Origin of the sequence: Lentzea sp. NPDC003310, assembly GCF_040610935.1 — a bacterium.
Lineage (GTDB): Bacteria > Actinomycetota > Actinomycetes > Mycobacteriales > Pseudonocardiaceae > Lentzea.
This window is the reverse complement of sequence record NZ_JBEXNC010000008.1, coordinates 192,160-210,400: the sequence shown is the minus strand read 5'-3', so window position 1 is coordinate 210,400 and position 18,241 is coordinate 192,160. Positions and strand designations below refer to the sequence as shown.

The window sequence follows — 18,241 nt, the reverse complement described above, 5'->3', positions numbered from 1 at the left end:
GAGTGGAAGGCACCGTGTCGCCCTTCGGATTCTTTACCTCCTCTTGTGCTTGCCCTGCACCTGCCGTTGCGAGGATGAGGTCGTCCCCGCCGCACACGTGACGGCCGGACAGGGAGAAGGTGCTGATGACCGCGTCCACGCACGGAACACCTCGCCGCGAGGACACTGCCGCGCCAGGGGAGTCCGCTGTGGTCAGGGTTCTGCTCGTGGAGGACGACGAGGCGATCGCGGAGTCCCTGGGGGTCGGGCTGGCGCGCTACGGGTTCGTGGTGCAGCGGACGGGCACGGGCGCCCAGGCGCTGGCCGCCCGCGGGTTCGACCTGGTGTTGCTGGATCTCGGGTTGCCCGACATGGACGGTCTGGACCTGTGCCGGGAGCTCCGCCGCCGCACCGAGGTCCCCATCATCGTCATCACGGCCCGATCCGGTGAGACGGACACGGTGGTCGGGCTCGAGGTCGGAGCGGACGACTACGTGTCCAAGCCGTTCGGCGTCCGGGAGATCGTCGCGCGGGCCCGTGCGGTGCTGCGCCGGTGCCGGCCGGTCGTCACCGCGGACGACGGTGTGGGGACCGGGTCGAGCCTGGCGCTGGGGCGCGCGCGGCTGGACCGCCGCAGCCGTCGGGTGCACATCGACGACGTCGAGATCTCGTTGACGCCCAAGGAGTTCGACCTGTTGTCCTTCCTGGCCGAGGACCTCGGCGCGGCCTTCACCAGGGAGCAGATCCTCGAGGCGGTGTGGGACGCGCACTGGCACGGTCCGACTCGGACCCTCGACGTCCACATAGGCGTGTTGCGGCGCAAGTTCGACGGTGTCCTGAAGATCGAGACGGTGCGGGGAGTGGGTTTCCGGCTGGAGGTGGCTCCCTGATGCAGCGGCGGCTCGTCGTCGCGTCGCTGACACTGGTCGTGATCGCGCTGTCCGTCTTCACCGTTCCCGTGGGCATCAGCCTGGCCGAGCTGCTGCGCGCCAACCTCCTGGAGGTCGTCCTGCGGGAGGCCAGGACGATCGCGTTCCTCCAGGCGGACGGCGGTTCGGAACCGGCGCTGCGCGCGCTGCGAGGTGAGTTCGAGGTCCAGTCGAGCGGCAAGGTCGAACTGGTCGACGCCCAGCGGCGGCCCGCTCTGGGACGGGCGGTGGACGACCTGGACGCCCCGGCGCTGCTCGCCGCACTGTGCGGACAGGAGAGCGTCGAGTGGCAGGAAACCTCCTCGCTCGACGCTCCCGCGCTGGTGGTCACCGTGCCGGCTCGCACGGCCGACGGGCGGGTCGTCGGCGCCGTCCGCCTGAGCCATCCCACCGACGACCTGCGGAACCAGATCCGGACCATCTGGACCTTCCGCCTCGTGGCAGGTGTGGTGACACTGGCGCTCACCGCGGTGCTGGCCGTCCTGATGGCACGGTCGCTCACCAGGCCGCTGCGCTCGCTCCAGCTCGCCGCCACCAGGTTCGGGCAGGGCGACCTCACCGTGCGGGCGCAGGAGATCGGGCCGGAGGAGACCCGCAAGGTGGCTCGTGCGATCAACCTGGGCGCACACCGCATCGACGGCCTCGTGACGGCACAACGAGCGTTCGTCGCGGACGTCTCACACCAACTCCGGTCGCCGCTCACCGCGTTGCGCCTGAGCCTCGACAACGTCCGCGACGACGTCGACGAGCCCGGGACGGCGCAGTCGCTGGACCTCGCCATCGCCGAGGTCATCCGGCTCTCGCGGCTGGTCAACGACCTCCTGGTGCTGGCCAGGGCGCAGGCCGACACCACCAGCCGGGAGGCGGTGCCGGTGGACCAGGTGGTGGCCACGAGAGTCCGGGCCTGGCAAGCCGTTGCCGTCGACCGGGGTGTCGCGCTCGCGTATGACGTCCACCCGTCCGCCGCGGGCGTCCGCGCCTCGCTCACCCCGGGCCACCTGGACCAGGTGCTGGACAACCTCGTCATGAACGCCCTGGACGCCACCCCGGGCGGGGCGGCCGTCACGGTGGCGGTGACCCGCGACCGTCAGGACCTGGTCGTCTCCGTGGTGGACCAGGGTCCCGGCCTCGACGAGGAGCAGAGGATCCGCGCGTTCGACCGCTTCTGGCGCGGCAAGTCCGACGGCACGGGGCTCGGCCTGGCGATCGTGCGCCAGCTGGTCGAGGACAACGGGGGAACGGCCGTCCTGCTGCCCGTGCCCGGCGGAGGTCTCGAAGCCCGGCTTCGCTTGCCGGTGAGCGATCTCGCCGTGGTGGGAGCGTCTGAGGTCTGAGGGTTCGCCCGCCTGGAACTCACGTCGAGCAGGGAAGTGTTTCGTCGAGGCGGCGCACCGCGGGGGTCAGGGCGTCGCGCACCGTCTGGAACACGGCCTCGGCGGTCGCCGGTGCTCCGCGGAACGCATGGTGTTCCACGGCCACGCGCAACGCCGCGTTGATCATGGCGGCTCGCACGCGCGTGGACAGGTCGTCGGCCGAGGTGTTCAGGCGGTTCGCGAGCACCTCGGCGAAGACCGGCTCGGCGTCGGCGTGGGCCTGCGCCCACACGGCCCGCAGGGAGGGCTCCGTCTTGGTGAGGCGCACCAGGTCGAGTTGGGACGGCAGGTGGTCCATCAACCCGGCACCGTCGCGCTGCATGTCGTCGAGCAGTCCGTCGACGCCCTGTTCGGTCCGCCAGGTCCGCAGGCTGCGCGCCATCGCGTCGATCCCCGTGGTGAGCAGTGGCAGGACCGAGTTCTCCTTCGACGAGGTGTAGCGCCAGAGCGTGCGCAGCGAGATGCCCGCCGCCGCGGCGATCTCCTCCGCCGACGTGGCGGAGACGCCCTTCTCGGTGAACAGGCGGACCGCCTCCCGGGCGATCTCCAGCCTGGTCTCCGCCTTGCGGCGTTCGGTCAGCGGCGGCCTGCCCTGCCGCGCGGAGCTCGGCTTGTCCACCGCCGCAGCCTACCATTTACGGCACGTCGTGCCTTTATGGCGTACCGTGCCATTAAGTGTTCGCGGAGCGGCGGAGGGTGGCCGGAATGGGCGAGTTCGAAGGCAGCGTCGTGGTGGTGACCGGAGCCGGCTCGGGCATCGGCAGGGCGGCGGCACTGCGGTTCGCGGGGGAGGGCGCGCACGTGGTGGTCGCCGACCTCGACGAGGACGCGGCGCTGGCCGCGGTCGCCGAGATCGAGGCGGCACAGGGGAAGGCGGTCGCCGTCGTGGGCGATCTGAGCGACCGCGCCGTGATCGACCGGGTCGTGGCGACCGCGGTCGACACGTTCGGCGGCGTGGACGTGCTGGTCAACAACGCGGCGGTGATGGACGGGATGTCCGCGCCCGCGGACGTGTCCGACGAGGAGTGGGAACGGGTCGTCCGGGTGAACCTCACCGCCCCCTTCCTGCTGACCCGCGCCGTGCTGCCCCTCATGCTCGCGAAGGGCAAGGGCGCGATCGTGAACACGGCGTCGGAGGCGGCGTTGCGCGGCAGCGCGGCGGGGACGGCGTACACGGTGTCCAAGCACGGCATCGCCGGGCTCACCAAGTCGCTCGCCGTGATGTACCGCGAGAAGGGCATCCGCACCAACGCCATCGCCCCCGGCGGCACGCTGACCGGCATCGGCACGGGACTCTCCATCGACCCCGCCGCGCACGGGCCGCAGGTCGTCGGCCGCTACGCCCACAACTTCGGCCGCGTCGCGGAGGCCGACGAACAGGCGGCGGCCATCGTGTTCCTCGCCTCCGACGCCGCGAGCAACATCAACGGCGCCGTGCTGCCCGTCGACAACGGCTGGGCCGCCGTCTGACCCTGCGCCGGTACCTCGGGTATCGGCGTTCTCGAAGATCAGACGGCGCGTCGGATGAAGAGATCTTCATCTTGTTCTCATGCACCGTCCGGCGAACTGGGGCAGGCTCAGCCGCATGCTGCCGTCCGCCCGCACCGGCACGGTCCTCGTGGCCGTGCTCAGCGTGGCGTGCGCGCTGGCGGCGGTGCTGCTCGTGCTGACGCTGGTGCGGCCGGTGCCACCGGAGGTGCGGGCACCCGAGGTCCAGATCGGACGGTCGGTCCCGACGGCACCGCCCACCACGCCCCCTGCCACGACGGACCCCACGACCACCGTTCCCACCCCCGGCTCCGTGCTGCCCCCGCCGCCGCCCATCGACGATGACGACGACGGCGAGGACGACTGACGTGCCCGCACGCGTGAAGATCATGTGCTGGCTCCTCGGCCTGATGACGCTCGTCCTCGCGACCGTCGTGGTCGTGGTGTGGCGCTTCCTGCTCGTCGACGTCGACGACCGCGTCAACCGCGCCCTCGAGCAGGAGACCACCGAGTTCGGCAGCTACGCCGAGAACCACACTGGCGACGCCGGTGCCATTGCTGACGCCCACCTGCGCCTGCAGTACCCCGACCAGCACGAGCTCCACCTCGCCGTGCTGCCCGGCCGCGTCTTGGTCCAGCGCTCCGAGGTCACCTACGAGCTGGACAAGGACCGGGCGGCGCTCGCCACGATCACCTCGTCGGCGGACTCGTGGGGTGTCGTCGCCACCCCGGCCGGACCGTTCCGCTGGGCGAAGGTGCACACGGCGGCCCCGCAGGAGATGTGGTTCGTCACGGGCTACTTCGAGGACGGCGTGCACGCGCCGGTGCACTCGACGGTGCGCGTGCTGGTGCTGGTGTCGCTGGCCGGACTGCTGATCGCCGCGCTGATCGCCTGGTTCGTCGCGGGCGCCATCCTCGCGCCGGTCCGCGTGGTGCGCCAGGCAGCCGCCGAGATCACCGAGGACGACCTCACGCGCCGCATCCCGGTCTCCGGCAACGACGACGTGGCCGCGCTCGCCCAGCAGTTCAACTCGATGCTCGACCGGCTCGACCGCTCGTTCCGGCTGCAGCGCCAGTTCCTCGACGACGCCTCCCACGAGCTCCGCACGCCGATCACCATCGTGCGTGGCCACCTGGAACTGCTCGGCGACTCACCGCAGGAGCGCGCCGAGGTGGTGCGGCTGTGCACCGACGAGCTCGACCGCATGGCCCGGCTCGTCGAGGACCTCCTGCTGCTGGTCAAGTCCGAACGGCCGGACTTCCTGCGCCCGATGGCCGTGAACCTGCCGGAGCTCACCAGCGACATCGACGCGAAGCTCCGCGCGCTCGGCGACCGCCGCTGGGTGCTCGAGGCGATCGCGGAGGGAGAAGCGGTGCTCGACCCGCAGCGCGTGACCCAGGCCGTGCTGCAGCTGGCGTCGAACGCCTTCCGCCACACCGGATCCGGTGACGTCATCCGCTTCGGGTCCTCTGTGGACTCCACAGTGTCCTTCTGGGTGTCCGACTCCGGTCCCGGCGTGAGCGACGAGTCGATGCTCTTCTCGCGGTCGACCGGTCTCGGCCTGCCGATCGTGAAAGCCATCGCCGAGGCGCACGGAGGCGTGGTGCGGGTGCGTTCGGTGGAGGGCGAGGGAGCGACGTTCGTGGTGGAGGTACCCCGATGACAGGCCGGATCCTGATCGTGGAGGACGAGGCGCGCATCGCCTCGTTCGTCGAGAAGGGACTGCGCGCCAACGGCTTCACCACGTCCGTCGTCGCCTCGGGCGCGGAGGCGCTGTCGTGGGCCGCCTCCTTCGACCTGGTGGTGCTCGACCTCGGGCTGCCCGACCTCGACGGGTTCTCGGTCCTGCGCTCCCTGCGCGAGCAGGGCGTGGCCACCCCCGTGATCATCCTGACCGCGCGCGACTCGGTGCACGACACCGTCGCGGGCCTGTCCGGCGGCGCCGACGACTACATGACCAAGCCGTTCCGCTTCGAGGAACTGCTGGCCCGCGTCCGGCTGCGGTTGCGCCCGCCCGGCGTGCCCGAGGCCACCGTGCTGACGTCCGGGACGTTGGCGCTGGACCTGCGCACCCGCCAGGCGGTGCTGCCGTCCGGGTCGGTGGACCTCACGGCCCGCGAGTTCGCGTTGCTGGAGCTGTTCCTGCGGCATCCGGGGCAGGTGCTGGTGCGCGAGCAGATCCTCTCCCACGTCTGGGGTTACGACTTCGACCCGGGGTCCAACGTGGTCGACGTGTACGTGCGGTCGTTGCGGCGCAAGATCGGGGTTGAGCGCGTGGAGACGGTGCGCGGCATGGGGTACCGCCTGGTCTGACGACCAGGTCCGGCGCCTCGCGCTCACCCACCGCGGGATGAAGACTCCTTCATCCCGGCCTCACCTGGGACACGGCCGGCCCGCGCAGGATCGTCCTCGTGATCCTGACGATGGTGGTCTTCGCGGTGGCGGTGGTGCTGTGGGTGTGCACCCCGCTGGACGACACGCTCGTCGCCCTCGCCGCCGTGGTGGCCCTGCTGCTGTTCGGTGTCCTGCCCGCGTCGGCGCTGGAAGTGCTGGGCGGGTCCACGACCTGGCTGCTGATCGCCGCCTTCGTCCTCGCCCGAGGGGTGTCGGACTCGGGGCTGCCGGCCCGGCTCGCCGCCTCGCTGGTGGGGAGGGCGAAATCGGTGCGCGGGCTTGCACATCTCACCGCATTCGCCTTGCTGCTCACCGCTTTCCTCGTGCCGTCGACCTCGGGCCGTGCCGCACTGGCCCTTCCCGTGCACCGGGAACTGCGGGTGAACGCGCGGGTGTCGCGGGCGCTCGGGGTGTTGTTCCCGTCGGTGATCCTGCTGACGGCTGTGGGGACGCTGGTGGGCGCGGGAGCGCACCTGATCACCAGCGCGCTGCTGGAGGAGGCGACGGGAGAGGGGATCGGCTTCGGGCAGTGGCTGCTGCTCGGGCTGCCGCTCGCGGTCGTCAGCGCCCACGTCACGGCGGAGCTGGTGCTGTGGCTGTTCACCTCCCGGGCCGACCGGAAGCGCGCGCTCGTCGTGGACGCGCCCACCGTCGAGTTCGCGGCGCCGGGCGGGACGGTCGGCACCGCGGTGCCCACCAGGACCCTCACCAGCGCCGAGACCACGTCCCTCGGCATCCTCGCGGCCGTGTCGATCGGCTGGATCACCGAACCGTGGCACCACGTCCCGCCCGAGGTCGTCGCCCTCGCGGGTGCCGTCGCCATCACCAGCCCGCGCCTCGGCACCACCACGCTCAAGGCGGCACTCGCCGACATCCCGTGGTCGCTGCTGCTGTTCATGGCCGCCACGACGATGCTCGGCACGGCGCTCGTCCGCTCCGGTGCCGCGGACAGCCTCGGAACTCTGATCAACCCGGAGCACCTGCTGCTGACCGTGATCTCGGTGAGCCTCCTCGCGCACCTGGTCGTCCAGTCCCGTTCGGCGCGTTCCTCGGTCCTCGTCCCGATCGTCATCCCGCTAGCCCTGGCCGCCGGGATGAACCCGGCCGCCCTCGCTTTCGCGTCCACCGCGGCCGCCGGCTTCTGCCACACCTTCAGCTCGTCGGCGAAACCCGTCGCGCTCTTCGCCCACACCTACCGACCCCGGGACCTGCTCACGCTCTCGCTGTTCCTCGCGCCGATCACGGGTGTGCTCGTGCTCGCCTGCTCCGTCTTCCTCTGGCCGCACCTCGGCCTCCCACTGAAATGAGGTCACCCATGCGTTTCCTGGTCGCTCCCAGCGGTTTCAAGGAGTCCCTCGACGCGTGCGCCGTCGCCGACGCGATCGCGCGAGGCATCTACCGCGTCGTCCCCGGCGCGGTCGTGGACAAGACGCCGCTCGTCGACGGCGGGGAGGGCTCGGCGGCGGCGCTCGCCGAAGCCACGAACGGCACCCTCGTGCCGGTGCGCGTCACCGGTCCGGTCGGCGAGGAGGTCCTGTCCCACTTCGCGCTCCTCGGCGGACCCGGCCCGCGCACCGCCGTGGTCGAGATGGCCGCGGCGGCCGGGTTGCGGCTCGTCCCGCGCGAGCACCGCGACCCGGCCACGACCACCACGTACGGCGTCGGTGAGCTCATCCGAGCCGCGCTGGACCTCGGCGTCGACCGCGTGCTCGTCGGGTGTGGCGACTCCGGTACGTCGGACGGCGGCGCGGGGGCGTTGCAGGCCTTGGGCGCGCGCATCACCGATGCCCGTGGCCGTGAGATCGGACGCGGGGGAGCGGCCCTGGCCGCTGCCACCGCCCTCGACCTGTCCGAAGTGGACCCGAGACTCGACAAGGTGGAGATCACCGTGGCGTGCAACCAGCACAACGTCCTGTGCGGCGACCGAGGCGTGGCCAGGGTGTTCGGGCCGCAGAAGGGCGCGACCGCCGCCCAGGTCGACCTGCTCAGCGACGCCCTCGACGCGTGGGCGGACCTGCTCGGTCCCGGTGTGCGCACGATGCCCGGCGGCGGCGCGTCCGGAGGCCTCGGTGCGGGCCTGCACGCACTCGGCGCCACGCTGCTGCCGCGCTTCGAGGTCGTCCTGGAGCACTCCGACCTCGACGCCCGCCTGCCGCACGCCGACCTCGTCATCACCGCGGAGGGCGCGATCGACGGCCAGACGCCGCACGGCAAGGTGCCCTCGGAGGTGGCGCGCCGGGCCAAGAAGCACGGCAAACCGGTGATCGCGCTCGCCGGCACGATCGGTGAGAACGCCCGCGCCAACCACGACGCGGGCATCGACGCCTACACCAGCATCATCGCCGCACCGGTCACCCTGGACGCCGCCATGGCCACGACCGCCGAACTCCTCACCGACGCGACGGAGCGCACGCTGAGGCTGCTCCTGGTCGGCGCGGCGCTCACCTGACGGCCCCGTGTCGCGGGCCGTCCTGGTCCTGAACGGGCTGTGCGAAGAATTGACGTTCCGCTGACATCCACCTGAACTGCCGCTGCAGCAACGAATTCCAAGCTGGTCTCACCGGAAAACACCGGCCCTGCCAGACGGAGGAAGACGTTGAAACCTGCTACCGCTGTCGCTTCTGCCGCGACTGTCGTCCTGGTGCTCGGTGCGGGCGTCGTGCAGGCCGGTGCCTCGGCGCCGGCCTCGTCCGCGCACCACCCCACCGCGAGCCAGCTGTTCGACCGGTGGAACGCGAGCCTCGCCACCGGGAACCCCGAGACGGTCGCGGACCAGTACGCCCGCGACGCCGTCCTGCTGCCCACCGTCGCGGGCCACGTCCACGACACCCGCGCCGAGATCGTCCAGTACTTCGAGGGCTTCCTCGCCCTCCAGCCGCGCGGCACGCTCGTCGAGACCAAGCAGCGCTCGCTCGGCGGCAAGGCGCTCGTGCTGTCCGGGCTCTACGACTTCGTCCTGGTCCGCGGCGGAACACCCGAGACGGTGCAGGCGCGGGTCACGTTCGTCTTCGAGAAGCGCGGTCGCGACTGGAAGATCGTCGAGCACCACTCGTCGAAGAAGCCCTGAGCCGCTGACGTCGGCGCAAGCGACGGGGCCGTCTTCGGAGGATGTTCCGAAGACGGCCCCGTCGTTGCCTGTCAGGCCTGGTCGGCCCACCACTTTTGACCGGCCGCACCCAGCGTGGAGATCGGGTCGTAGTAGGGGTAGCGGCGGTCCAGCGCCTCCGGGTCCTCCAGCTCGATTCCGGTGCGGTAGTTCTTGGTCCAGTAGGAGATGCCGAGCTCCCGGTCGTACTCGGCGAGCTGGTGCACCCATCGCTTGCCGACGTACGGGACGTCGCACACGATGCGAGGAGTCGCATAGCCCGGAAGGTAGCCCATGATCGCGTGCTGCAGTTCCTGCGCCTCCCACACCGACACCCGCCAGTGCTCGGCGTTGGGGATCATGTCGCACATGTAGAAGTAGTACGGCAGGATGTTCGCTTCGCCTTGCAGTGCAAAGCAAAGGTCCAGCAGGTCGTCGGACGTTGCGTTGACGCCCTTCATCAGAACGCCCTGGTTGCGCACGTCGCGTACGCCGACCTCTAGTGCCGTGCGTGCGGCCTCGGCGACGAGGGGCGTCACGGACTGTGCGTGGTTCACGTGTGTGTGGATCGCGAGGTTCACGCCACGGCGTGAGGCGGTGCGGGCGACTCGTTCCAGGCCCTCGACCACTCGCGGCTGCAGCCAGTGCTGGGGCAGGCCGGCGAGTGCTTTGGTGGCCAGGCGGACGTCGCGGACCGTTTCGATGTCCAGCAGGCGCATCAGGAACGACTCGAGCTGCGGCCACGGGACGTTCGCCACGTCGCCGCCCGAGACGACCACGTCGCGCACGCCCGGGGTCTTCTTCAGGTACTCGATCATCTGGTCCTGGCGGTCGACAGGCTTCAGGGCGAGCTTGTGCTTGTCGATCAACGGGGTGCTGTTGCCGACCAGGTCCATTCGGGTGCAGTGGCCGCAGTACTGCGGGCACGTCGACACCATCTCCGCCAGGACCTTGGTGGGGTAGCGGTGGGTGAGGCCCTCCACCACCCACATCTCGGCCTCGTGCAGCGAGTCGCGCTGGGAGTGCGGGTGGGAGGGCCACCTCGGGTCGCGGTCGGAGGCGACCGGGAGCATGTAGCGGCGGACCGGGTCCGCCAGGAAGGCCTCGGTGAACGCGGCCGGAGAAAGTTCGGCGTCGACCGCCATCGTGTTGAACATCTGCGGCGGGATCAGCATCGACATCGTCGCGAAGGCCGACTGGTCGGCGGCGAGGTCGTCGTAGAACTTCTCGGTGAGCAGGTCGCCCGCGACCTTGCGGAGCTGCTTCACGTTCTTCACGCAGTTCACGCGTTGCCACTGGGCGTCGCGCCACTGCGCCTCGGTCACGTGCGACCAGCCGGGGAAGCGGCGCCAGTCGGGTTCGACCAGCTCCCGGCGGACGTACGTGTACGGCTGGCGGTCCAGCCGCTCCAGCGCCGTGGGGGCGTCGTGCAGCGCGGTCATCCGTACTCCTCAGCGTCGAGGTCGCGTAAAGATATCCTGTCATACCGCTAGGCTGCCGTAAATATTTCAGCTCAAGCTCTGGTCGAGGGGTGGTCGGGAGCAAAGAGGCGGCCTCGTGCGTTCTGGAGGTATGCCCCTTTTCGCGCTGCTGCTGCTCGGGATGTTCGCCGAGATCGCGGTCCTGGTCGCCGTCGGCAACGCCATCGGCGGGCTCTGGGTGATCGCGCTGTTGCTGTTGAGCACCCTCGCCGGGTTGTCGCTGGTGCGCCGTCAGGGCGCGCAGACGATGGCCGCGTTCCGCGAGTCGGTGTTCCGGCGGCAGGAGCCGCACCAGGAGATGGCGGACGGCGTGCTGATCGCGGCGGCCGGTGCGTTGATCATGGTGCCGGGCTTCCTCAGCGACGTCGCCGCGTTGTTCCTGCTCTTCCCGCTCACCCGCCGGCTGGTGAGCAGGCGGATCGCGCGGAAGTCGGAGGCGGCGGCGCTCAAGTTCGAGCACGAACGGCGTTTCGGCGCCGGTCAGGTCGTCGAGGGCGAGGTCGTCGACGTGGACGCGGGGCCGGTCGTCATCACGGAGCGGCGCGAGCTCACGTGATCCGCGCGTACCGGCGAGCCGACCTGGACGCGCTGTACGACATCTGCCTCGACACCGGCAACGGTGGCCTGGGTGCGCGGCACCTGTTCGAGGACTCGAAGCTCATGGGCCACGCCTACGTCGGCCCGTACGCGGCGTTCGAGCCCGACCTGGTGTTCGTGGCGGAGGACGACGAGGGCATCTGCGGGTACGCGCTCGCGGCGTCCGACACGGAGGCCTTCGAGGACCGCTGCGACCGTGACTGGTGGCCTGACCTGCGCGTGCGCTATCCGATGACGGCCGAGCCGAACCGGATCGTGCAGCAGATCCACCACCCGGTGCGCATCGATCCGATGCTGGTGCTCGACTTCCCGGCGCACATGCACGCGAACCTGCTGCCACGCGCGAAGGGCAAGGGGTTCGGCGGTGCGCTCGTTCGTGCCGTGCTCGAACGTCTGGAGAAGGGCGTGCATGTGCACGTGCGGCACCACAACACACACGCGATCGGCTTCTGGGAGCACCTCGGCTTCCGCGTCGTCGACTCCGCGGACAAGCTGGTGCTCGGGCTGCGCCTCTAGCCGAGCAGGTCCTTCACCAGCAGCTCGAAGTCGACGATCTCGCGTCCGGCCGGCACGGCGGCGTAGGTCGAGTCCAGGAACCGCTGCAGCTCGGTGGCGGACAGGTGGAACACCGCGTGCGAGTCCTCGGTGAAGAGCTCCAGCACGAGCGTGTCGCCGTCGCCGGGACGCAGCCGCACGTCACCGAGACCGGACGGCGACAGGATGCCGTCGGCGAGCAGTTCGCGGCCGACGAGCCAGGTCGACTCCTGGTCACGCGCCTGGAAGCGCATGGTCACGGCGTGCGGATCGTCCGACCGGTATTGGAGGTCGACGGACATCGGCTCGACCGAGCCGTCCGGACGGATGAACTCGACGGTGGTGGCGGTGCCGACCCTGGTCTCGTTGAACATCGCCGTTCCTCCTCCGCGGTGAGGGTGCCTCACTCAACACGGACGCCGTTCGGAGTCGGTTCAAAGCTTTCCCAAACTTCTTCGCTGGGTACTAGAGGCCCATGACGGTCTACGGCATCCACGCCTCACACGAGCAGATACACCCCGCCGAGCTGCTTACCGCCGTGCGCCGCGCCGAGCAGGCCGGGTTTGGCGCGGCGATGAGCTCGGACCACTTCTCGCCGTGGAGCGCGCGGCAGGGCCAGTCCGGGTACGCCTGGTCCTGGCTCGGCGCGGCGCTGCAGGCCACCGAGCTCCCGTTCGGCGTGGTCACGGCTCCGGGGCAGCGCTACCACCCGGCGATCACCGCTCAGGCGATCGGCACGCTCGCCGCGATGAACCCCGGCCGGTTCTGGGCCGCGCTCGGCACCGGCGAGGCCAGCAACGAGCACATCACCGGCGGCGGATGGCCGCGCAAGGCCGTGCGCACCGCACGGCTGCGCGAGTGCGTCGACGTCATCCGCGCTCTGCTGTCCGGGGAGGAGGTCAGCCACGACGGCCTGGTCACCGTCGACCGCGCCAAGCTGTGGACGCTCCCGGACGAGGTGCCGTTGCTGATCGGCGCCGCCGTGAGCCCGGAGACGGCACGGTGGTGCGCGTCCTGGGCGGACGGACTGATCACCGTGAACGCCTCACCGGACCGGCTGCGCGAGCTCGCGGGCGCGTACCGCGACGCCGGCGGCAAGGGCAAGCTGCATCTGCAGGTGCACCTCAGTTGGGCCGAAGACGACGACACGGCTCTCGCGATCGCGCACGACCAATGGCGCAGCAACGTGTTCCGCCCGCCCGTGTGCTGGGACCTCGAACTGGCCGAGCACTTCGACGTGGTGGCCGAGCACGTCACCCCGGAAGAGGTCGCCGAGGTCGTGAACGTCTCCGCAGACCTGAAGTGGCACACCGAACGGCTGCACGAGTACGCCTCGCTGGGGTTCGAGGAGATCTACCTGCACCACGTCGGCCAGGACCTGCTCCCGTTCGTCGACGCGTTCGGCGAGCACGTGTTACCGGAGGTGAAGGCGTGATCCGCACGTCCGACGTCTGGTGGAAGAACGCCGTCCTCTACTGCCTGGACGTGGAGACCTTCTCGACGGAGGGCTTTCGCGGCGCCACCGAACGCATCGACCACCTCCACGCGCTAGGTGTCACGTGTGTGTGGTTGATGCCGTTCTACCCAACGGCCGAACGCGATGACGGCTACGACATCACCGACTTCTACTCCGTCGACCCACGGCTCGGATCGCTGGGCGACTTCGTGGAGTTCGTGCGCGCCGCACGGGACCGTGGCATGCGTGTGATCGCCGACCTCGTCGTGAACCACACGTCCGACCAGCACCCGTGGTTCCACGACCCGGAGAAGCGCGACTGGTACGTCTGGGCCGACGAGCCCCAGGACGACGGCCCCGAGGGGATCACGTTCCCCGACAAGGAGAACTCGCTCTGGGAGTACTCCGAGGAGGTCGGGAAGTACTACCTGCACCGCTTCTACAAGCACCAGCCCGACCTCAACGTGTCCAACCCGCAGGTGCGCGACGAGATCGCCCGCATCATGGGCTTCTGGATGGAGCTCGGACTCAGCGGGTTCCGCGTCGACGCCGTCCCGTTCCTCCTCGAACACAACGACCCCATGGACGCCCTCGCGCTGCCCGACCCGCACGACTACCTCACCGACCTGCGCGCGTTCCTCAACCGCCGCAACGGCGAGGCCGTGCTACTAGGCGAGGTGAACCTGCCGTACAAGGACACGATGGCCTTCTACGGCCAGGGCGTCGGCGACGAGCTGACCATGTGCTTCGACTTCGTCGGCATGCAGGCGATGTACCTCGCGCTGGCCCGCGGGTCGACCGGCCCGCTCGTCAAGGCGCTGCAGGAACGGCCGAAGCCGCCCCGCGACGGCCACTGGGCCACGTTCGTCCGCAACCACGACGAACTCACCCTCGACAAGTTGCCCGTCGACGAACGCCAGGAGGTCTTCGACGCGTTCGGCCCGGACCCGGCGATGCAGCTCTACGGCCGCGGCCTGCGGCGGAGGCTGCCGGGCATGCTCGACCACGACCAGCGCCGCATCCGCATGGTCTACAGCCTGCTGTTCACGCTGCCGGGCACGCCGGTGCTGTTCTACGGCGAGGAGATCGGGCTGGAGGAGGACCTGTCGCTCGAGGGCAGGCTCGCGGTGCGGGTGCCGATGGACTGGGACGCGGCGGCGGAGCAGCGGCACGACCCCGACTCGCTGCTGGCCTGGACGCGGAGCCTGGTCGAGCTCTACCGGGAGTGCCCGGAGCTGGCGTGGGGCGAGGTCCAGGTGCTCGACGTGGGCGATCCGACGGTGTTCGCCCACCGCGCCGACTGCGACGGGGGCACGGTGATCGCCGTGCACAACTTCGCCGACCAGGACGTCACGGTCCGGGTGCCGGCCGAGGGCGTGCTCACGGACCTGGTCAGCGGCCGCGACGTGAAGCCGGCGAAGACCGGGGCCAAGGTGGACCTCGCGCCCTACGACTGCCGCTGGTTCCGGCTGAGGTAGCGAAGCCCGGCTGTCGGGCGACAAATGAGCGTGCCCAAGCCCGACACGCCGGCTTCGATCGACGAGCTCGGCTTCGACCGGTTCGCCGAGCCGCTCGCGAAGACCATCGCGGAAACCGACCACTCCACCACGCCGTGGACCATCGGCGTCTACGGCGAGTGGGGTAGCGGCAAGTCGACGTTCCTGCGACTCGTCGAGAACAAGCTCGCGGCGTCCGGTGTGCGTCCGATCTGGTTCAACGCCTGGAAGTACGCCCGCGACGACAACCTGTGGGCCGCGCTGATCGAGACGATCGTCGTCGACGCACGCCGTTCGGTGCGCTGGTACCGCGCGCCGGACGTGCGCCTGCGGATCTGGCTGCGCTCGATCGACTTCGGCGCCGGGTTCTTCGAGCTGTTCCGCAAGCTGCTGGCCATCGGGTTCAAGGTTGCGGCGCTGACGGTGCTGATCGTGATGGCACTGAGTCTGCTGCCGGTACCGGGCAACCCCATGTCCGGGTGGCTCGCGGGCAGCTCGGTGCTCGGGTCGACCTGGGCGCGCGTCCTGGTCGGCGTCGTCGCGGCGTTCGCCACGAGACCGGAAGCGCTGTTGAAGCTCTTCGACGTGAAGCTGGGCGCCGACCTGGGCGCGTTCCGGCGCCGTCGGTCGCACCGCTCGCAGACAGCGCTGCTCGACGACTTCGCGGCCGAGTTCCAGGGCGTGCTGAAGGTCGTCTACTCGAAGAAACCACTGGTCGTGATCATCGACGACCTCGACCGCTGCCTGCCGGAACAGACCCTGCAGATCATCGAGACGATCAAACTCGTCCTCGACGAACCCGGCTGCGTGTTCCTGCTCGCGGTCGATCGGGAGGTCATCGAGCACGCGATCCGGGTCAAGTACAAGGACCTCCCCTCCGCCGGGGAACTGGGGGAGACGTTCTTCGAGAAGATCGTGCAGCTGCCGTACTCGCTGCCACCGCCGGCCGAGGCGAAGGTGGAGCCGTACATCCGCAGCATCTCCGCAGACCCGGACGTGCTGGCCTGCCTGCCGATCCTGCGCGGCGCACCGCCGTACAACCCGCGGCGGATCAAGCGCACCGTTCAGGCGTTCACCCTGCTCAAGGACCTGTCGGCGGATCTGCGACCGGTGCCCGCCGTGCTCGCGAAGCTCGTGGTGATCCAGTCCCAGTTCCGGCAGGTGTACCGGGCGGCGATCAACGACCACTCGCTGCTGGCGCGGCTCGAACAGGCGTACCGGCAGCCGGAGCTGAAGGTCGACGACCTCGTCAGCGCTCAGGTTGAGCGTTTCAGCGAGCTGTACCCAGGACTGAGAACCCTGTTCAGGCTGCAGTTGAACGAGCAGGACGCGTTCCGCGGGGTGGCGATCGAGTCATACCTGTCGATCGTCGACACGGTGGCGGCACCGGACGAACCTCGGCAACGCACGATCATGGTGAGCTGCGCGCCCGGCGACCTCTCGCTGGGGGAGCGGCTGGCCAGAGCGCTCCGAGACGTGGGAGCACGGGCTCTTGTCGGCAAGGTGGGTGAGTCCTCCGCCCTGCCCTTCGACTACCTGGTCGGAATCGCTTCGCGGGAGTCCGCGGCTCTGCACGCGGACATCCAGTGGGGCGATGCTGTCGCACGAGGTATCCCGTTCCTCGCGGTGAAGGTGGAGGACGTCCGCCTTTCGCTGAAGAACGTGCTGGACGTGTCAGGCCTGCGAGGCGTTGACATCGAACGCGCGGTGCTCGCGGAACTCGGTTACGTGACGAACGCGGACGAGGAGTTCGAACGGACCGCGTACACCAACCTCCCCGAGGTGCGCGGAGACCTCGTGCGTCGCGAAGAGCTGTACGACCAGGTTGTGGAACCGTTGACCGTGCTGGTCGGAATGCCGGGCAGCGGCAAGACGACGTTCGCGGTGCGGTACGCCCTCGACAACTTCGCCGACTACGACGTCGTGTGGCTCATCAGGAGTGATTCGCAGGACGAGGACATCACGGCGCTAGAGCACCACATGGGCATGCGGCTGCACGAGATCGAGGGCCGCTACCTGCTGATCTACGACGACTTCGCCGACCTGGCCGACACGCGACGGCCGGTGACCGGAGCCGGTCAGGTCATCGTGACCACCCGCAACGGGATGTGGGACGGTGACCAGCCGGTGGTCGAGGTCGGGCCGCTCTCCCGCAGCGAGTCCGTCGACTTCCTCGGAGTGCCGGACGCGGACCTGCTCGCGGACGTTCTCGGCGACCTGCCCCTGGCACTGGCCCGAGCCAAGGACCACCTCGACTCGACCGGCACGTCGGTGCAGGACTACCTGCCCCTGCTGGACGAACACGGAATCGCCGACGTGCGTTCCGTGCTGACCCGGGCCACCGATCGGCTCAGCCAGGGAGCGGTGGAGTTGTTGCGGTTGCTGCCGTGCTTTGACCGGCCGCCATTGCCGATGGGCCTTTGGGCGGACGAGACGGACATCGCCCACCTGGACGAGTTGAGGCAACTGTCCTTGGTCAAGGTGGTCGACGACGTCCTCGACGTACACCCCTTGGTGCTCCGGTTCGCCGCAGAGGTTCCTAGCACCGAAGAAAGCCTGCGGGCGGTTCTGGGCAGAGTGGGATTTGAAGGCAGTCGGGCAGAGTTGGCTCGGCTGGGACCGCACCTGCAGGAGCTGATCAGCCATGCTCGGTCGGTGGCGCCGATCGAGGCCGCCCAGCTCTTGCTGGATCTGGGACGCCATTGGGTGGAAGCCGGCGCGTGGCGCGAGGCGTTGTCTTGCGCGGACCAGGCTGCAGACCTCGATCCGCTGCACCCCTACGTGTCGCGGCTGCGTGAGTTGAGCAAGGGTCGCACGGTGCTCATGCTCGGCGGCGACGAGAGCGCCAGAACCACGTTGGCGTCGCAGCTGCAGGATGCTTTCGGGAAAGCGCTGTTCGCCGTGGTGGAGGCCGACGACCCGGTCGCTTGCCTGATCGCCTCGCCACAGCGGGTCGACTGCGTGGTCGCCGTCGTCGCCGGCGGGGACGATCCCGAGTTGAACGGGCAGTTGGCTCTCTCTCGACTCGTGGGCGCCGGCGTGGCCATCGCCTCCGTCGGATTCGCGTCCGTCCCCCAGGGCCTTCGCGAGCACGCCAAGTTCGAGGTGCGCGTGGACTCCGGCAACGACGTCTACGAACTGGCGGACCGCCTACCGGGATTGGCTGAGCCGCCGAACCTCTCGGCGACCGAGTGCACGCAGTTCCGCGCTGTGCTGATCGCGCCCGTCGGTGCGATCCCGCAGGCCGTCATGATCGAATTCGGTGCTCAGAGGCCTCACGCGGTGGTGCTCACGGTTCTTCCTGGCATGCCGGCGGAGACAGCCATCGTGCTGTTCGAGACCGACGAGCCTGTCTCGATCATGGTCGGCACCAGGTTCGACAGCTCGTTGGGACGCGGGGTGGTGACCCGAATCGTCAAGTAGTGCTT

The 18,241-nt window shown here is 69.7% G+C and carries 17 protein-coding genes; 14 read left to right on the top strand and 3 right to left on the bottom strand.

Features of this window, described 5'->3' with window-relative positions:
* The first annotated feature begins 188 nt into the window (after window positions 1-188).
* Window positions 189-869 carry a response regulator transcription factor gene (locus ABZX02_RS18180; RefSeq protein ID WP_355299511.1) on the top strand — a complete coding sequence of 227 codons (681 nt, stop codon included), beginning with the start codon at window positions 189-191 and terminating at the stop codon, window positions 867-869.
* The gene (locus ABZX02_RS18175) at window positions 869-2,242 is read left to right on the top strand and encodes a HAMP domain-containing sensor histidine kinase (RefSeq protein WP_355299510.1); all 1,374 of its coding nucleotides are present in this window, start codon (window positions 869-871) and stop codon (window positions 2,240-2,242) included. The genes ABZX02_RS18180 and ABZX02_RS18175 overlap by 1 nt, the downstream gene beginning before the upstream one ends.
* A 19-nt stretch (window positions 2,243-2,261) precedes the next feature.
* On the opposite strand, the gene ABZX02_RS18170 is transcribed toward ABZX02_RS18175, so the two are convergent.
* Entirely contained in the window at window positions 2,262-2,900 is a 639-nt protein-coding gene (locus tag ABZX02_RS18170; protein ID WP_355299508.1) for a TetR family transcriptional regulator, read from the bottom strand.
* 86 nt (window positions 2,901-2,986) lie between these two features.
* Here ABZX02_RS18170 and ABZX02_RS18165 point away from each other — a divergent pair, with 86 nt between their 5' ends.
* From ABZX02_RS18165 to ABZX02_RS18135, 7 genes are all read left to right on the top strand, one after another.
* Entirely contained in the window at window positions 2,987-3,751 is a 765-nt protein-coding gene (locus tag ABZX02_RS18165) for an SDR family NAD(P)-dependent oxidoreductase (protein WP_355299507.1), read from the top strand.
* A 79-nt stretch (window positions 3,752-3,830) separates the two neighbouring features.
* Window positions 3,831-4,136, top strand: a complete 306-nt coding sequence (locus tag ABZX02_RS18160) for a hypothetical protein (RefSeq protein ID WP_355299505.1) — start codon at window positions 3,831-3,833, stop codon at window positions 4,134-4,136.
* 1 nt (window position 4,137) lies between these two features.
* A complete protein-coding gene (locus ABZX02_RS18155) occupies window positions 4,138-5,433 on the top strand; it encodes a HAMP domain-containing sensor histidine kinase (RefSeq protein WP_355299504.1) in 1,296 nt (431 codons plus the stop codon).
* On the top strand, window positions 5,430-6,083 hold the full coding sequence (locus ABZX02_RS18150; RefSeq protein ID WP_355299502.1) for a response regulator transcription factor: 654 nt from the start codon (window positions 5,430-5,432) through the stop codon (window positions 6,081-6,083). The genes ABZX02_RS18155 and ABZX02_RS18150 overlap by 4 nt, the downstream gene beginning before the upstream one ends.
* A gap of 98 nt (window positions 6,084-6,181) precedes the next feature.
* Window positions 6,182-7,471 (top strand): SLC13 family permease, encoded by a 1,290-nt coding sequence (locus ABZX02_RS18145; RefSeq protein ID WP_355299500.1) that lies wholly within the window; start codon window positions 6,182-6,184, stop codon window positions 7,469-7,471.
* An 8-nt stretch (window positions 7,472-7,479) separates the two neighbouring features.
* Window positions 7,480-8,613, top strand: coding sequence for a glycerate kinase (locus ABZX02_RS18140; RefSeq protein WP_355299498.1), 1,134 nt, complete (start codon window positions 7,480-7,482; stop codon window positions 8,611-8,613).
* Between the two features lie 192 nt (window positions 8,614-8,805).
* Entirely contained in the window at window positions 8,806-9,231 is a 426-nt protein-coding gene (locus tag ABZX02_RS18135; protein WP_355299496.1) for an SgcJ/EcaC family oxidoreductase, read from the top strand.
* A gap of 71 nt (window positions 9,232-9,302) precedes the next feature.
* Here the strand turns inward: ABZX02_RS18135 and ABZX02_RS18130 are convergent, their stop codons facing one another.
* Window positions 9,303-10,691, bottom strand: coding sequence for a lysine 2,3-aminomutase (locus ABZX02_RS18130; RefSeq protein WP_355299494.1), 1,389 nt, complete (start codon window positions 10,689-10,691; stop codon window positions 9,303-9,305).
* 130 nt (window positions 10,692-10,821) lie between these two features.
* Between ABZX02_RS18130 and ABZX02_RS18125 the strand changes: the two genes are divergently transcribed.
* The gene (locus ABZX02_RS18125) at window positions 10,822-11,286 is read left to right on the top strand and encodes an FxsA family protein (protein WP_355299492.1); all 465 of its coding nucleotides are present in this window, start codon (window positions 10,822-10,824) and stop codon (window positions 11,284-11,286) included.
* Window positions 11,283-11,843, top strand: a complete 561-nt coding sequence (locus tag ABZX02_RS18120) for a GNAT family N-acetyltransferase (protein WP_355299490.1) — start codon at window positions 11,283-11,285, stop codon at window positions 11,841-11,843. Before ABZX02_RS18125 ends, ABZX02_RS18120 begins: the two co-directional genes overlap by 4 nt.
* Here the strand turns inward: ABZX02_RS18120 and ABZX02_RS18115 are convergent.
* The gene (locus ABZX02_RS18115) at window positions 11,840-12,235 is read right to left on the bottom strand and encodes an SsgA family sporulation/cell division regulator (RefSeq protein WP_355299488.1); all 396 of its coding nucleotides are present in this window, start codon (window positions 12,233-12,235) and stop codon (window positions 11,840-11,842) included. The two genes, ABZX02_RS18120 and ABZX02_RS18115, sit on opposite strands and share 4 nt — an antisense overlap.
* A gap of 101 nt (window positions 12,236-12,336) precedes the next feature.
* Between ABZX02_RS18115 and ABZX02_RS18110 the strand changes: the two genes are divergently transcribed.
* The 3 genes from ABZX02_RS18110 to ABZX02_RS18100 are packed head-to-tail and all read left to right on the top strand — an operon-like array spanning window position 12,337 to window position 18,236.
* Entirely contained in the window at window positions 12,337-13,296 is a 960-nt protein-coding gene (locus tag ABZX02_RS18110; protein WP_355299486.1) for a TIGR03885 family FMN-dependent LLM class oxidoreductase, read from the top strand.
* Window positions 13,293-14,795: an alpha-amylase family protein gene (locus ABZX02_RS18105; RefSeq protein ID WP_355299485.1), complete on the top strand. Its 1,503-nt coding sequence runs from the start codon at window positions 13,293-13,295 to the stop codon at window positions 14,793-14,795. Before ABZX02_RS18110 ends, ABZX02_RS18105 begins: the two co-directional genes overlap by 4 nt.
* A gap of 24 nt (window positions 14,796-14,819) precedes the next feature.
* Complete coding sequence (locus ABZX02_RS18100; RefSeq protein WP_355299483.1) at window positions 14,820-18,236, top strand: P-loop NTPase fold protein; 3,417 nt, start codon at window positions 14,820-14,822, stop codon at window positions 18,234-18,236.
* Window positions 18,237-18,241: the final 5 nt, after the last annotated feature.

What these genes read in the sequence shown, in the direction of transcription:
- ABZX02_RS18100 (WP_355299483.1), top strand. Translation starts at nt 14,820, where the DNA reads ATGAGCGTGCCCAAGCCCGACACGCCGGCTTCGATCGACGAGCTCGGC.
- ABZX02_RS18160 (WP_355299505.1), top strand. Translation starts at nt 3,831, where the DNA reads ATGCACCGTCCGGCGAACTGGGGCAGGCTCAGCCGCATGCTGCCGTCC.
- ABZX02_RS18125 (WP_355299492.1), top strand. Translation starts at nt 10,822, where the DNA reads ATGCCCCTTTTCGCGCTGCTGCTGCTCGGGATGTTCGCCGAGATCGCG.
- ABZX02_RS18175 (WP_355299510.1), top strand. Translation starts at nt 869, where the DNA reads ATGCAGCGGCGGCTCGTCGTCGCGTCGCTGACACTGGTCGTGATCGCG.
- ABZX02_RS18165 (WP_355299507.1), top strand. Translation starts at nt 2,987, where the DNA reads ATGGGCGAGTTCGAAGGCAGCGTCGTGGTGGTGACCGGAGCCGGCTCG.
- ABZX02_RS18130 (WP_355299494.1), bottom strand. Translation starts at nt 10,691, where the DNA reads ATGACCGCGCTGCACGACGCCCCCACGGCGCTGGAGCGGCTGGACCGC.
- ABZX02_RS18115 (WP_355299488.1), bottom strand. Translation starts at nt 12,235, where the DNA reads ATGTTCAACGAGACCAGGGTCGGCACCGCCACCACCGTCGAGTTCATC.
- ABZX02_RS18140 (WP_355299498.1), top strand. Translation starts at nt 7,480, where the DNA reads ATGCGTTTCCTGGTCGCTCCCAGCGGTTTCAAGGAGTCCCTCGACGCG.
- ABZX02_RS18110 (WP_355299486.1), top strand. Translation starts at nt 12,337, where the DNA reads ATGACGGTCTACGGCATCCACGCCTCACACGAGCAGATACACCCCGCC.
- ABZX02_RS18150 (WP_355299502.1), top strand. Translation starts at nt 5,430, where the DNA reads ATGACAGGCCGGATCCTGATCGTGGAGGACGAGGCGCGCATCGCCTCG.